The organism is Streptomyces chromofuscus, from assembly GCF_015160875.1.
Classification (GTDB): Bacteria; Actinomycetota; Actinomycetes; order Streptomycetales; family Streptomycetaceae; genus Streptomyces; species Streptomyces chromofuscus.
Genome location: NZ_CP063374.1, coordinates 2,349,255 through 2,363,271, shown reverse-complemented (window position 1 = coordinate 2,363,271; position 14,017 = coordinate 2,349,255). Strand labels below are relative to the sequence as shown.

11 protein-coding genes are annotated in these 14,017 nt (G+C 70.1%); 7 read left to right on the top strand and 4 right to left on the bottom strand.

The features are described from left to right. The first annotated feature begins 104 nt into the window (after positions 1–104). From IPT68_RS10595 to IPT68_RS10580, 4 genes are all read left to right on the top strand, one after another. Positions 105–1,001: a hypothetical protein gene (locus IPT68_RS10595; RefSeq protein WP_228040360.1), complete on the top strand. Its 897-nt coding sequence runs from the start codon at positions 105–107 to the stop codon at positions 999–1,001. Continuing rightward, the gene (locus IPT68_RS10590) at positions 998–2,401 is read left to right on the top strand and encodes a peptidoglycan-binding protein (protein WP_228040358.1); all 1,404 of its coding nucleotides are present in this window, start codon (positions 998–1,000) and stop codon (positions 2,399–2,401) included. The genes IPT68_RS10595 and IPT68_RS10590 overlap by 4 nt, the downstream gene beginning before the upstream one ends. Next, on the top strand, positions 2,398–3,138 hold the full coding sequence (locus IPT68_RS10585; protein WP_189696902.1) for an ABC transporter ATP-binding protein: 741 nt from the start codon (positions 2,398–2,400) through the stop codon (positions 3,136–3,138). Before IPT68_RS10590 ends, IPT68_RS10585 begins: the two co-directional genes overlap by 4 nt. A 146-nt stretch (positions 3,139–3,284) precedes the next feature. Continuing rightward, complete coding sequence (locus IPT68_RS10580) at positions 3,285–4,481, top strand: ABC transporter permease (RefSeq protein ID WP_189696903.1); 1,197 nt, start codon at positions 3,285–3,287, stop codon at positions 4,479–4,481. Between the two features lie 249 nt (positions 4,482–4,730). On the opposite strand, the gene IPT68_RS10575 is transcribed toward IPT68_RS10580, so the two are convergent. Then, positions 4,731–5,180, bottom strand: coding sequence for a VOC family protein (locus IPT68_RS10575; RefSeq protein WP_189696904.1), 450 nt, complete (start codon positions 5,178–5,180; stop codon positions 4,731–4,733). Further along, entirely contained in the window at positions 5,180–5,707 is a 528-nt protein-coding gene (locus tag IPT68_RS10570) for a pyridoxamine 5'-phosphate oxidase family protein (RefSeq protein ID WP_189696905.1), read from the bottom strand. Before IPT68_RS10570 ends, IPT68_RS10575 begins: the two co-directional genes overlap by 1 nt. A 401-nt stretch (positions 5,708–6,108) precedes the next feature. Here IPT68_RS10570 and IPT68_RS10565 point away from each other — a divergent pair, with 401 nt between their 5' ends. Further along, positions 6,109–9,102: a bifunctional [glutamine synthetase] adenylyltransferase/[glutamine synthetase]-adenylyl-L-tyrosine phosphorylase gene (locus IPT68_RS10565; RefSeq protein WP_189696906.1), complete on the top strand. Its 2,994-nt coding sequence runs from the start codon at positions 6,109–6,111 to the stop codon at positions 9,100–9,102. A gap of 185 nt (positions 9,103–9,287) precedes the next feature. On the opposite strand, the gene IPT68_RS10560 is transcribed toward IPT68_RS10565, so the two are convergent. Next, the gene (locus tag IPT68_RS10560; RefSeq protein WP_189696907.1) at positions 9,288–10,139 is read right to left on the bottom strand and encodes a phosphatase PAP2 family protein; all 852 of its coding nucleotides are present in this window, start codon (positions 10,137–10,139) and stop codon (positions 9,288–9,290) included. A gap of 130 nt (positions 10,140–10,269) precedes the next feature. Continuing rightward, on the bottom strand, positions 10,270–11,304 hold the full coding sequence (locus IPT68_RS10555) for a LacI family DNA-binding transcriptional regulator (protein WP_189696908.1): 1,035 nt from the start codon (positions 11,302–11,304) through the stop codon (positions 10,270–10,272). Between the two features lie 382 nt (positions 11,305–11,686). Between IPT68_RS10555 and IPT68_RS10550 the strand changes: the two genes are divergently transcribed. Beyond that, the gene (locus IPT68_RS10550) at positions 11,687–12,958 is read left to right on the top strand and encodes an extracellular solute-binding protein (protein ID WP_189696909.1); all 1,272 of its coding nucleotides are present in this window, start codon (positions 11,687–11,689) and stop codon (positions 12,956–12,958) included. A gap of 107 nt (positions 12,959–13,065) precedes the next feature. Further along, positions 13,066–14,016, top strand: coding sequence for a carbohydrate ABC transporter permease (locus IPT68_RS10545; protein ID WP_228040356.1), 951 nt, complete (start codon positions 13,066–13,068; stop codon positions 14,014–14,016). Position 14,017 lies beyond the last annotated feature (1 nt).

The window sequence follows — 14,017 nt, the reverse complement described above, 5'->3', positions numbered from 1 at the left end:
GCCCGCGATGGGTGGTTTCCCCGGGCCCATACGCAACACCCATCCTCTCGATCGAACGGAAGAGCATGTCCACATCCCGCCCTGTTCGGAAACTGGCCGTTGCGGTGAGTCTGCTCCCGCTGCTGGCGGCCTGCAGCGGCACGGCATCTCACTCGGCGGACGGGGGTCAGCCCTTGGCCGGGTCGTCGGGGCAACTCGACGTTCCGGCGAACGCAAGCGCGGACCTCAAGAAGCAGTACCTCTTGGAGAACGCGAAGGCAGCCTGCATGAAGGAGCAGGGGTTCATCTACACCCCCGTGGCCCCCGAGGACCCCATGGCCTCCTGGGCGACCGACGGGGCGGACTACGAGCTGACCAAGAAGTATCGGCAGAAGTACGGTTTCGGCGTCTACGCCGGCATCGTTTACCCCAACGATCCCCAGGCCCTGGGCAGCCGGGCGTCCCTGGAGAACTCGGCCGAAACAGCCAACGCCGACTACGTCTCCGCACTCACTCCCGCGCAGAAGGCCGCCTACGACAAAGCGATGGGTGTCCCAGGACGGGAGGCGAAGGTCAGCGGTCAGCTGCCGGACGGTTGCCTGACGTCGGCTTACAAGAGTGTCTACGGCTCCGCTTCTACCAAGGAGCAAAGTGCCAAAGCCGCGGCAGAGGATCAGACGAACGCGCAGGCGCTCAACGGGGACCCCGAACTCGTCGCTCTGGCGCAGTCTTACGCCTCGTGCCTGAAGGACCACGGCATACCCGTCACGACCACGCAACCGACCGGCATCGGCGACATGGTGAAGCTCCGGGCGGGCACCTCCGCTCCCCCCGGGTCCAGCGCGGGCGACGTGAACGCCGATGGGACCCCCGTGAAGTCCATGAGCAAGGACGAGGCCCTGCCGTTGCTCACCAGGGACATCGAGCAGGCGATGCAGGACCTGGAGTGCGGCAGGGAATTCCGGGCCGCCTACTTCCCGAAGTTCTTCAAGGCCCCGACCAGCGGTGACGGTGTCGGGTGAGGCGCCGCAAACGGGCACGCAGCCGCCCCGAGCAGTTGGGGATCATCGTCGGCGGGGTGGCACTGGTGGGAGCGTGCGGATGGTTCGCCGGAGCCCGGATGCAGTCGCCGGCGGACGCAGCTGCCGCGCACCGACCACCGAAGGCGGGACCGGTCACCGTCGCGGTCGAGCGGCGGTCGCTGACCGCGACCGTGGTCGCCCAGGGCTCGGTGGAGTACGCCTCACCGCAACGGCTGGACCTGGCCGGGCCCGTCGGCTCCCCGGATTCCGGCTCCGGCGACTCCGGGGCAGGTGATGCCATCGTCCAGCGGGTCACCAAGGCACCGGTCGCGGGGACGGAGGTGAAGGAGGGCGACGTACTGATGCAGGTGAGCGGCCGACCCGTGATGGTGCTGCGGGGAACCGTTCCGATGTACCGCACGCTCGGGCCCGGCGCGTCCGGAGACGACGTCAAGCAACTCGAGCAGGCCCTGGCCCGGCTCGGCTTCGCCCCCGGTGGGCCCACCGGGACGTACGGGCAGGAGGACGCCGCGGCCGTGAGCCGCTGGTACGGGAGCAAGGGCTACCGCGCGCAGGAGCCCTCTTTCGCCGACAGGCAACGGCTGGGGACGCTGGAAGCGGATGTGACCACCGCACAGCAGGCCCTCCTCGCGGCACAGAATCCCGGCAGCGACTCCGAGGGCCCTGGCGACGACGCCGGCACCGGAGGCGAAGAGGGAAGGCTCCGGCTCAGGGCAGCACAGCAGCAGCTGAACACGGCCAACGCCGCACTCTCGGCCTTCCGGGCCGGCTACGGAACCAAGGTCCCTGCGGGCGAGATCGTCTTCCTGTCGGACCTTCCGGCCCGGTTGGACGAGGTGTCCATAAAGATCGGTGACACCCCCTCGGGACCAGTCGGCACGGTGACAAGCTCCGAGGTGGTGGTGCAGGCCGTGGTGCCGGGCAACGACGCATCGTTGCTCCACAAGGGCATGACGGCGCGGGTGGAGACCCCCGACGGCAAGGAGGTGGAGGGGAAACTGGTCGCACTCGGCGACGATGTGCCGAAGAACGACGCGGGGGACGACACGAACGCACCGCAGACATCGGGCGGCGGTAGCGGTGACGCCTCGGCCCCGGTACCGGTGCAGATCTCCATCCCGGCGGGGAAGCTGACAAAGAACGCCAACGGGTCCGCGAAGGTGACCATCGAGGTGGGTTCCTCGACCGGTGACGTGTTGACGGTGCCCATCGCCGCGCTCCACACGTCGGCCGACGGGCATGCCATGGTTCGGGTCCGGCGTGGCACCACTGTCGTGGAGGTCTCCGTCAAGCCGGGTCTTTCCGCTGAGGGGCAGGTGGAGGTCACGCCGTCCGGTGACGCCCTGAAGGCGGGCGATCAGGTTGTGGTCGGCCAATGACCGGCCTGCCGACGTCCGTCGCGGCGGCGTCCCCCGCGTCCGACCCGGACACCGTCGTCATCCGACTGGTCTCCGTCAACCGGACCTTCGACTCCGAACCGCCGGTGCATGCCCTGCGCGACGTCAACCTGACCGTCCGGCGCGGCGAGCACCTGTCGATAGTCGGACCGTCCGGTTCCGGAAAGTCGACGCTACTCAACACCCTGGGACTGCTGGACCGCCCCACCTCGGGTTCCTACTGGCTCGACGGGGTGGAAACCAACACGCTCGGCGACCTGGAGCGCACCTCGCTGCGCGGCAGCCGGATCGGATTCGTCTTCCAGTCCTTCCATCTGCTGCCCTACCGGACGGTGGACGAGAACGTCATGCTGGCCGAGGCCTACCGACGACCGCTCCCCGGACGCGGCCGCGCCGGCCGCCGCACAAGAGCCGAAGAGGCGCTGGAGCGGGTCGGCATGGGGCACCGGGTCGGCTTCCGGCCGGACAAGCTCTCCGGTGGTGAAAGACAGCGTGTCGCGATCGCCCGGGCGCTGATGAGCGAGCCTGCTCTGCTGCTCTGCGACGAGCCCACCGGCAACCTCGACAGTGAGAACACCAAGTCGGTGCTGGACCTTTTCGACCGGCTGAGCGAGCAGGGCATGACCCTGGTCGTCATCACCCATGAGGAGGCGGTCAGCGTGCGGGCCGACAGGCGGGTAAGGATAAGTGACGGACGGCTCATCGAGGAGAGCCGATGAGGGCCCGAACGCGCGTCCTGAAGTCGGCGGCCCCGACGCATCCGGCAGGCCCACTGATCGACGACCGGCGCGCCGGCGGACGGAACACCGTTCGCCGGGGACGTGTACGGCGTCGCGGCGACGCGAGGGTCATCGAGCGTCCCCGGATGGACCTCAGGGACCTGTGGACCGAGGCCCTGGCAGGGGTGCTCGCCCGTCCAACGCGCTCCGCCCTGACCACTTTGGGCACGGTTCTGGGCATCACGACCCTGGTCATCACCATCGGAGTGTCGGCCACGGCGGGCAACCAGATCGTCGGTCGCTTCGATTCCCTCACCGCCACCTCGGTCACCGTGGTGGTACCCCCGCCACCCGTGTCGGCCGACCCTGTCCCGCTCGTGGACTGGTCGGGCGTCGACGCGGTCCGGCGGCTGGCTGGGGTCGTTTCGGTGGCCGCGATCGCCGACTCCCGGGAAACCGCGAGCGTTCAGGTACGTGCGAACGACGTGGTCGCTCCCGGAGACATCACCGGCCAGACCATGGCCGTCCTCGCGGCCTCCCCCACGCTTCCCGCCGCGGTGCGCGGCAGGATGGCCGCCGGGCGTTTCTTCGACGACGGGGACATCGCCAGGCACGACCGGGTGGCGGTGCTTGGCGACCAGGCCGCACGGCTCCTCGGCATCAGCTCGGTTCAGGACTCCCCAGCGGTCTTCCTGAAGGGCCAGGCCTATACCGTGATCGGAATTCTCGGCGGAGCCGAACGGGAACAGCACGTCTCCACCGCAGTGATCCTGCCGCCCACGACAGCCAAGGATCAGCTGGGGCTCGGAGTGGTGACCCGGGTACTGATCAACACCGCGCTCGGCGCGGCGAAGCAGGTCGCCCACCAGGCACCGATCGCGCTGGCTCCCGGAGCCGAGGACGCCCTCACCGTCACGGCACCGCCCGACCTGACCAAGGCACGCAAGGGAGTACAGGGCGACGTCAACGGCCTGTTCCTGGTACTCGGACTGGTCTCGTTGGTGGTTGGGGCCATCGGCATCGCCAACGTCACGCTGGTGACGGTCATGGATCGGATCGGAGAGATCGGGCTGCGCCGTGCCCTCGGGGCCTCGCGACGACAGGTCGCCGGCCAGTTCCTGGTCGAGTCGACGACCATCGGACTCCTCGGCGGCGTCATCGGCGCCGTCCTTGGCATGGTTGTCGTGGTAACCGTCTCCGCCATCAGGGACTGGACTCCGGTTCTGGACGTCCGTCTCGCCTGCGGAGCCCCGGTCGCCGGAGCCCTTGTCGGACTACTGGCCGGTCTCTACCCGTCATTGCGGGCCTCCCGCATGGAGCCCGTCGACGCGTTGCGCTCCTGAGCTGATCTTCATGGTCTGACCTGGGCACGGAACTACGGGGCGCGGGCGCCCCTGATCGTTGACCTTCGACGAACCCCAGTGGAAAAGCCCAGGTCAGACACCCATGCATATGCGCAGGGCGCGGGGGTGCAGCTTCCGCACCCCTTCATCATCATCATCATCCTTCTTCTTCTGCTGCTCCGACGTCAATTGCGCGGAGCGGCTTCCGGCCGACGCCACTTCCTGAACAGGCGGCAGGAGTGGTACGAGTCACCGCCGGCGGTCCGCCGAGTCCCGCACCACCTGGTGCAGGGGCTCCGTGGCCCGGCGGCGGTACTCCTGGATCGACCAGCCGTTGCCGTCGGGGTCCTTGAAGTACATGAAGGTGGCGCCGTCGTCGGGGGCGTACTGGACGGGCTCGGAGATCTCCAGGCCCCGCTCGACCAGTTCCGCGCGGGCCGCCTTGATGTCGGCGACGCACAGCTGCAGGCCCTGGTAGGAGCCGGGCTCGGGCTTGGTCTGGCCCTGCGCCATGTCCCAGATGCTGTCGCCGAGGGCGATCGAACAGCCCGAGCCGGGAGGCGTCAGCTGGACGATCCGCATGCCCGGCATGACCTCCTGGTCGATGTCGACGTGGAACCCGACCTTGTCCCGGTAGAAGTCGCGGGCCCGGTCGATGTCGCTCACGGGCAGCGGGATCACTTCGAGCGTGAAGTCCATCAGTGTTCCTCCGGATCGTCGAAACGCCAGCGGGTCTGGCTGAACGGCTCGCCCTTACCGAAGCCGAAAACCGTGCGGGGCGCCACCGAATAGACGTACGCGTGTCCCGGGCCGTGGTGGAAGCAGCCGTCCCGCACCTCGAACCGCCAGAAGTCGCCGTACTTCGCCTCCCAGGCCGCCGCCAGTTCGCGCAGCCGGCCGTCGTCGGTCACGCGGACCGCCTCACCCTCGACGACCAGGTCGTAGCCGCTGTTCCAGAGGTTGGTGCCCGTGGTCAGGACGACGTGCGGATTCCCGGCGAGGTTGCGTGCCTTGCGCTCCTCGGGGCCGGTGCAGAAGTGCAGTGCCGCGTCCGACCAGACGGCGGGCAGCGGCGTCACGTGCGGCCGCCCGTCCGGACGTACCGTCGAGATCCAGAACAGCTCGGCCTCCTTGAGCAGCGCCTCGGCCACGGGCCAGGGGGTCGCGGTGGCCGTCGCGTCGCTGTAGCGCGCGTCGAGCAGCGTCTGTGGTGGTGTGCCGTTCATCGGGGCTCTCCTTTGTGGATACCCCGGCCTTCAGGCCGGGGAGGAAACGAAGTTCCTGCGGAGCAGGGCAGGGGATGCCGGTTCGCCGCCAGGGCGGACCGGCGTGCACCAGCAGGGTGGGCTGGGCGGGACTCGTCGGCAGCTTTCGCATGCGGGGCGGGGAGGTCTTCGGCGGCTGTCGTGGGCGGGTCGGCGTAACTGGTCGGGGCCTGTCGCGGGTGGACTGGGCGCGACTCATCGGCACCTTTGCCGGGGGGAGGACAGCGGCGCTTGTCGCGGGCGGGCCGGCGTAACCGGTCGGGGCCTGTCGCGGGCCGGCCCGGTCGAACTTGTCGGCGCCTGTCGGGGGCGGGCCGGTTAGGCTCGGCTCGTACCACGTTGATCCGGACGGGAGGGCGAGGATGACGCCGGGGCGCAGAAGCAGTACCTTCACCCGGCTGCTGCGGCACGGCTTCACCGACGCGTCCGCCGCCGAGCGGCTGCTGGAGACCGCCGGGCTGGGCGCCGTACGCGACGATCCCGTCCTGCTGGACGCGCTGGGCGCCACCGCCGACCCCGATCTCGCCCTGCACGGCCTGGCCCGCCTGCTGGAGGCGCAGCCCGACCCCACCGCACGCCGTGAACTGCTCGACACCCTGACCGGCTCCAAGCCCCTGCGCGACCGGCTCCTCGGTGTGCTCGGCGCCTCCACCGCCCTCGCCGACCACCTCGCCCGGCACGCCGGCGACTGGCAGGCGCTGGTCACCTATGAGCCGCGCGACCTGCATCCGGGGGTCGAGGAGTTCGAGCGGGGACTGGCCGAGGCCCCCGACCCGGTCTCCCTGCGCGTCGCCTACCGGCGCTGTCTGCTGTCCATCGCCGCCCGCGACGTCTGCGGCACGATCGACCTCGCCGAGACCGCCGCCGAACTCGCCGACCTGGCCACCGCCACGCTGCGCCGCGCCCTCGCCCTGGCGTCCGACGCCGCGCCCGACGACGCCGCGCTGTGCCGGCTCGCGGTGATCGCGATGGGCAAGTGCGGCGGGAACGAACTGAACTACGTCTCCGACGTGGACGTGATCTTCGTCGGGGAGGCCGTCGAGGGCGCCGACGAGGCCAAGGCACTGCGGGCGGCCGGCCGGCTCGCCTCGCACATGATGCGGATCTGCTCCGAGACGACCGTCGAGGGCTCCATCTGGCCCGTCGACGCCAACCTGCGCCCCGAGGGCAGAAACGGTCCGCTGGTCCGCACGCTCAGCAGCCACCTCGCCTACTACCAGCGCTGGGCCAAGACCTGGGAGTTCCAGGCCCTGCTCAAGGCCCGCCCGGTCGCCGGCGACCTGGAACTCGGCGCGGACTACGTCGACGCCGTCGGCCCCCTGGTGTGGCAGGCCGCCGAGCGCGAGAACTTCGTCGCCGACGTGCAGAAGATGCGGCGCCGGGTGGTCGAGAACATCCCGGTCGCCGAGGTCGAGCGGGAACTGAAGCTCGGCCCGGGCGGCCTGCGGGACGTCGAGTTCGCCGTGCAGCTGCTGCAGCTGGTGCACGGGCGGACGGACGCCTCGCTGCGCAGCGGGTCCACCCTGGGCGCCCTGCGGGAGCTGGCCGCGGGCGGATACGTCGGCCGGGCCGACGCCACGCAGCTGGCGGACGCGTACCGCTTCCTGCGCTCCATGGAGCACCGCATCCAGCTCTACCGGCTGCGCCGCACCCACCTCGTGCCCGAGGACGAGGCCGACCAGCGGCGCCTCGGCCGCTCCCTGGGCCTGCGCGCCGACCCGGTCGCCGAGCTGAACCGCGAGTGGAAACGGCACGCCGCCGTCGTGCGCCGCCTGCACGAGAAGCTCTTCTACCGGCCCCTGCTCGACGCGGTCGCCCAACTCGCGCCCGGCGAGGTCAGGTTGAGCCCCGAGGCGGCCCGCGAGCGGCTCGTCGCCCTCGGCTACGCCGATCCCGCGGCGGCCCTGCGGCACCTGGAGGCGCTGGCGTCCGGGGTCACGCGCAAGGCCGCGATCCAGCGGACCCTGCTACCCGTGCTGCTGGGCTGGTTCGCGGACTCCGCCGATCCCGACGCCGGCCTGCTCAACTTCCGCAAGGTCTCGGACGCGCTGGGCAAGACGCCCTGGTATCTGCGGCTGCTGCGGGACGAGGGCGCGGCGGCGGAGAACCTCGCCCGCGTCCTGTCCGCCGGGCGGCTCGCGCCCGACCTGCTCATGCGCGCCCCGGAGGCCGTGGCCCTGCTCGGGGACGGGGACGGCGGGGGACTGGAGCCACGGCTCCGGCCCCACCTGGAGCAGGAGATCCTCGCGGCGGTAGGCCGTGCCGACGACGGCGAGCAGGCGGTCGCCGCGGCCCGTGGCGTACGACGCCGGGAACTGTTCCGTACGGCCGCCGCGGACATCGTCGGCTCCTACGGCACCGAGGCCCAGACCGTCGAGGCGAACCAGGGCGCGTTGGTCGACCTGGTCGGCGGGGCCGTGTCCGACCTGACGGCGGCGACGCTGGCGGGGACGCTGCGGGCCGTGGTGCGGGACGGCTGGGGGGACACCCTGCCGACGCGGTTCGCCATGATCGGGATGGGGCGGTTCGGCGGGCACGAGCTGGGTTACGGCTCCGACGCGGACGTGCTGTTCGTGCACGAACCGCAGGACGGGGCCGACGAGCGGGAGGCCTCCGACGCCGCGAACCGGGTCGTCAGCGAGATGCGCCGGCTGCTCCAGCTGCCGAGCGCCGACCCACCGCTGCTGATCGACGCCGACCTGCGGCCGGAAGGCAAGTCCGGACCGCTGGTGCGGACCCTCAAGTCGTACGAGGCGTACTACCGCCGCTGGTCCCTCGTCTGGGAGTCGCAGGCCCTGCTGCGTGCCGAACCGGTCGCCGGCGACGAGGAGCTGGGCCGCCGCTTCGTCGAGCTGATCGATCCGCTGCGCTACCCGGAGCGGGGCCTGGGGGACGAGGCCGTACGGGAGATCCGGCGGCTGAAGGCCCGGATGGAGTCGGAACGGCTGCCCCGGGGCGCCGACCCCAAGCTGCACACCAAGATCGGGCCGGGTGGACTGTCCGACGTCGAGTGGACCGTGCAGCTGCTGCAGCTGCGGCACGGCTGGGAGGTGCCGGGACTGCGCACCACCCGGACCCGTGCGGCCCTGAGGGCGGCGCGGGAGGCCGGGCTGATCTCCGCGGAGGACACCGCGACCCTGGACGAGGCATGGGTGCTCGCGACCCGCGTGCGCAACGCCGTGATGCTGGTGCGCGGGCGGGCCGGGGACACCTTCCCGTCGCACTCCCGGGAACTGGCGGCGGTGGGGCGCTATCTGGGGTACGGACCGGGGCACGCGGGCGACATGCTCGATGCCTACCGGCGCACGGCCCGGCGGGCCCGGGCCGTGGTGGAGTCGCTGTTCTACCAGGACTGACCCGCCGTGCTGCCGGGGACCGGGCGGACGGCCCGCGACGGCCGTCCACGCGGGCGGGGGCGGGCTGCGACGGCGGGTTGCGTGCGTTCGGGTGGGGGCGGGCTGCGACGGCGGGTTGCGTGCGCCCGGGCGGGCGGGCCGCGAAGGACAGCCGTCGGGCGCCCCCGGGCCGGGGCGGCGCCCGGCTACGCCTGTGTCGGGACCAGCGGCTGTGGCCTGTGGACCACGCGCGGCATCGCGTGCGGCAGCGATCCGTACCACGCGCGCGCCACCCCGTAGCCGAAGGCGAGGCAGAGCAGACCGCCGACCGCGTCCAGCCAGAAGTGGTTGGCCGTCGCGACGATGACGACGAGGGTGAGCGTCGGGTAGAGCAGGCCGAGCAGCCTCACCCACGGAACGCTCGCCAGCGCGAAGATCGTCAAGCCGCACCACAGCGACCAGCCGATGTGCATGGACGGCATCGCGGCGTACTGGTTGGACATGTTCTTCAGGTCGCCGGAGGCCATCGAGCCCCACGTCTGGTGCACCATGACCGTGTCGACGAAGCGGCCGCCGTTCATCAACCGGGGCGGGGCGAGGGGATACAGGTAGTAACCGACCAGCGCCACGCCCGTCGTCGCGAACAGCACCGTGCGGGTCGCCGCGTAGCGGCCGGGATGGCCGCGGTAGAGCCACACCAGCACACCCAGCGTCACCACGAAGTGCAGGGTCGCGTAGTAGTAGTTCATGCCGACGATGAGCCAAGTCACCGAGTTGACGGCATGGTTGACGGACTGCTCCACGGCGATGCCCAGGTGCTGCTCGGCCTTCCAGATCCAGTCCGCGTTGCGCAGCGCCTCGGCCTTCTGCTCCGGGACCGCGTTGCGGATCAGTGAGTACGTCCAGTAACTCACCGCGATCAGCAGGATCTCGAACCAGAGCCGTGGCCGGCGCGGAGCGCGCAGCCGATGCAGAAAACCCACCCCCGTGTCGTCCGCGACGGGGTGCGGAACGGCCTCTTCGCGGCCTTCCAGTGTCGTCACGGTCGTCTCACCCATGAGCACAGAGTCTGCCAGATAAGACGTGCCGCTCCGATCATCCCCGGGTGGGGTTCAGCACGCATGTTCTACAGCCGTGGGAGACGCCCGCCTCGTACCCGCGTATCAGCCCGGGCGCTGATGCTCCCCCTCAGGGACGATTTCGGTCCCCGGGGGCCGAAGCGGTCGAACCGCGCACCACCAGCTCCGGCATGAACACGAACTCGCTGTGCGGCGCGGGCGTCCCGCCGATCTCCTCCAGCAACGTCCGCACCGCCGCCTGTCCCATCGCCGGGACCGGCTTGCGGATGGTGGTCAGGGGCGGGTCGGTGAAGGCGATCAGCGGGGAGTCGTCGAAGCCCACGACCGAGATGTCCGTCGGCACCCGCAGACCCCGCTGCCGGGCCGCCCGTATGGCACCCAGGGCCATCATGTCGCTGGCGCACACCACCGCGGTGCAGTCCCGGTCGATGAGGGCGTTGGCGGCGGCCTGGCCGCCCTCCAGGGTGTAGAGCGAGTGCTGGACGAGCTCCGACTCGACGGTCTCCCGGCTCAGGCCCAGCTGGTCCTGCACGGCCCGCACGAAGCCCTCGATCTTGCGCTGCACGGGGACGAACCGTTTCGGGCCGAGGGCCAGGCCGATCCGGGTGTGGCCCAGGGAGACGAGGTGGGTGACCGCCAGGGTCGTCGCCGCCCGGTCGTCGGGGGAGATGAAGGGCGCCTGCACCTTCGGGGAGAAGCCGTCGACCAGCACGAACGGCACGCCCTGCGCGCGCAGCTGCTCGTAGCGCTGCATGTCGGCGGTGGTGTCGGCGTGCAGTCCGGAGACGTAGATGATGCCGGCCACGCCGCGGTCGACCAGCATCTCGGTCAGTTCGTCCTCGGTGGAGCCGCCCGGGGTCTGGGTGGCCAGCACGGGGGTGTAGCCCTGCCGGGTCAGCGCCTGGCCGATGACCTGCGCCAGGGCGGGGAATATCGGGTTCTCCAGCTCCGGGGTGATCAGCCCCACCAGACCGGCGCTGCGCTGCCGCAGCCGCACCGGGCGCTCGTAGCCGAGCACGTCGAGTGCGGCCAGCACGGACTGGCGGGTGGTGGCGGCGACGCCAGGCTTCCCGTTGAGGACGCGGCTGACGGTCGCTTCGCTCACCCCCGCCTGAGCGGCGATGTCGGCAAGCCGTGTGGTCACGGCACCGGACTGTACCGGCCGTATGTCGCCTTGCACACCAATCGGACGCCGGGTGCGGGCGGTTGACCGGCGCGCTGCGGGTTGCTGCGGCATGGCGTCCCTTCGTGAAACGGATGGCAAGAGCTTTCAGAGTCTTGCACAACACGGTCCGTGCCCGCTCAACCCCGCAGAACAACGGTCTCACGGCGATCGACGGGAGGTCACGCGTGGATAACTTCAGTGATGCCTTGCACTTTTTTTCTGCAAGGTCTTTCGCAGCGCTTACATCGCTGTTACGTTCACGGTCGCCCGGCGGCCGCAACGGCGCAGTCGGCAAGTCGACAGGGGCGGTAGACGGGACCACCCCCTGGCTCACACGGGCTTTTACCCTCAAGGAGAACTCATGCGGCGTGGCATAGCGGCCACCGCGCTGGTGGCGTCCCTCGCCCTCGCGGCGACGGCCTGCGGTGGCGGGGACGACAGCGGCAGCGACTCGAGCGGTCCGGTCACCATCACCTGGTGGGACACCTCCAACGCCACCAACGAGGCGCCGACGTACCAGGCCTTGGTCAAGCAGTTCGAGGCCGCCAACAAGGACATCAAGGTCAAGTACGTCAACGTCCCCTTCGACCAGGCGCAGAACAAGTTCGACACGGCCGCCGGCTCGAAGGGCGCCCCGGACGTGCTGCGCTCCGAGGTCGGCTGGACCCCCGCGTTCGCCAAGAAGGGCTACTTCCTGCCGCTGGACGGCACCGAGGCCCTCGCCGAGCAGGACAAGTTCCAGTCCAGCCTGATCGAGCAGGCCAAGTACGAGGGCAAGACCTACGGCGTCCCCTTCACCACGGACACCCTCGCGCTCGTCTACAACAAGGAACTGTTCGAGCAGGCCGGCGTCGAGGCCCCCAAGACCTGGGACGACCTGAAGAAGGCCGCCGCCACCATCAAGGCCAAGACCGGCGTCGACGGCTACTGGGGCTCCACCCAGGCCTACTACGCCCAGTCCTTCCTCTACGGCGAGGGCGCCGACACCGTCGACGCCGAGGCCAAGAAGGTCACCGTCGCCTCGCCCGAGGCCAAGAAGGCCTACGGCACCTGGCTGAGCCTCTTCGAGGGCAAGGGCCTGCACAAGGCCGACACCACCGCCGACGCCTACGCCCACATCCAGGACGCGTTCGTCAACGGCAAGGTCGCCGCGATCATCCAGGGTCCCTGGGAGATCACCAACTTCTACAAGGGCTCCGCGTTCGCGGACAAGGAGAACCTGGGCATCACCACCGTCCCGGCCGGCTCCACCGGCAAGGCGGGCGCCCCGACCGGCGGCCACAACCTCTCCGTGTACGCCGGCTCCGACGAGGCCCACCAGAAGGCCGCGCTGAAGTTCGTCAACTTCATGACCTCGGCGAAGGCCCAGGAGACCATCGCCCTGAAGAACTCCACGCTGCCCACCCGCGACGACGCCTACACCGCCGAGGTGAAGGCCGACCCGGGCATCGCCGGCTACCAGGGCGTCCTCGCCGCCGCCCAGCCGCGCCCGGCCCTGCCCGAGTACAGCTCCCTGTGGGGCCCGCTCGACAAGGAGCTGCCCAAGATCGCCGGTGGCAAGGTGTCCCTGGACGAGGGGCTGAGCAACGCCGAGACCGACATCGCCAAGCTGGTGCCGGACTTCAGCAAGTGACCCCGACCGGCCGCTGGATCCCTGACCCGAGGGGGAAAGGATCCAGCGGCCGTCGGCCTGTGCGTCATGCCCCTTGATCCGCAGACCCACACGAAGGTTGTCGAACCATGACAGTCGCCGTCCAGCGCCTGAGGCGCAGCTACCAGAAGTACTGGTACGCCTACGCGATGATCGCCCCCGTGATCGTCGTGCTGGGCGTCCTGGTGCTGTATCCGCTGGCGTACGGGTTCTACCTGACGCTCACGGACGCCAACAGCCTCAACACGGCCCGCACGATCGGCGTCAACGAGATCGAGGCCACCTACAAGTTCATCGGCTTCGACAACTACGCCGACATCCTGTGGGGTGAGACCGCCTACGACCGGTTCTGGTCCCACTTCATCTGGACGATCGCCTGGACGGCCGGCTGTGTCGCCCTGCACTACTGCATCGGGCTGGGCCTCGCCCTGCTGCTCAACCAGAAGCTGCGCGGCCGGACCTTCTACCGGCTGATCATGGTTCTGCCGTGGGCCGTGCCCACCTTCGTCACCGTCTTCGGCTGGCGTTTCATGCTCGCCGACGGCGGCATCATCAACTCCGCCCTGGAGACCTTGCACCTGCCGGCCCCGCAGTGGCTGGAGGACACTTTCTGGCAGCGGTTCGCCGCGATCATGGTCAACACCTGGTGCGGTGTGCCGTTCATGATGGTCTCGCTGCTCGGCGGCCTGCAGTCCATCGACTCCACGCTCTACGAGGCCGCGGAGATGGACGGCGCGAACGCCTGGCAGCGCTTCCGGTACGTCACCCTGCCCGGCCTGCGGTCGGTCAGCTCCACCGTCGTCCTGCTCGGCGTGATCTGGACCTTCAACCAGTTCGCGGTGATCTTCCTGTTGTTCGGCACCACTGCGCCGGATGCGCAGATTCTCGTCACCTGGGCGTACTACCTCGGCTTCGGACAGCAGCCGCGCGACTTCGCACAGTCCGCCGCCTACGGCATCCTGCTGCTGGCCATCCTGATCGTCTTCACCTCCGTCTACCGCCGCTGGCTGAACCGCAATGACCAGCAGCTCGCGATCTGAG

Excerpts from the sequence above, each read along its gene's own strand:
- IPT68_RS10585 (WP_189696902.1), top strand. The coding sequence starts at position 2,398 with ATGACCGGCCTGCCGACGTCCGTCGCGGCGGCGTCCCCCGCGTCCGAC.
- IPT68_RS10580 (WP_189696903.1), top strand. The coding sequence starts at position 3,285 with ATGGACCTCAGGGACCTGTGGACCGAGGCCCTGGCAGGGGTGCTCGCC.
- IPT68_RS10575 (WP_189696904.1), bottom strand. The coding sequence starts at position 5,180 with ATGGACTTCACGCTCGAAGTGATCCCGCTGCCCGTGAGCGACATCGAC.
- IPT68_RS10570 (WP_189696905.1), bottom strand. The coding sequence starts at position 5,707 with ATGAACGGCACACCACCACAGACGCTGCTCGACGCGCGCTACAGCGAC.
- IPT68_RS10565 (WP_189696906.1), top strand. The coding sequence starts at position 6,109 with ATGACGCCGGGGCGCAGAAGCAGTACCTTCACCCGGCTGCTGCGGCAC.
- IPT68_RS10560 (WP_189696907.1), bottom strand. The coding sequence starts at position 10,139 with ATGGGTGAGACGACCGTGACGACACTGGAAGGCCGCGAAGAGGCCGTT.
- IPT68_RS10550 (WP_189696909.1), top strand. The coding sequence starts at position 11,687 with ATGCGGCGTGGCATAGCGGCCACCGCGCTGGTGGCGTCCCTCGCCCTC.
- IPT68_RS10545 (WP_228040356.1), top strand. The coding sequence starts at position 13,066 with ATGACAGTCGCCGTCCAGCGCCTGAGGCGCAGCTACCAGAAGTACTGG.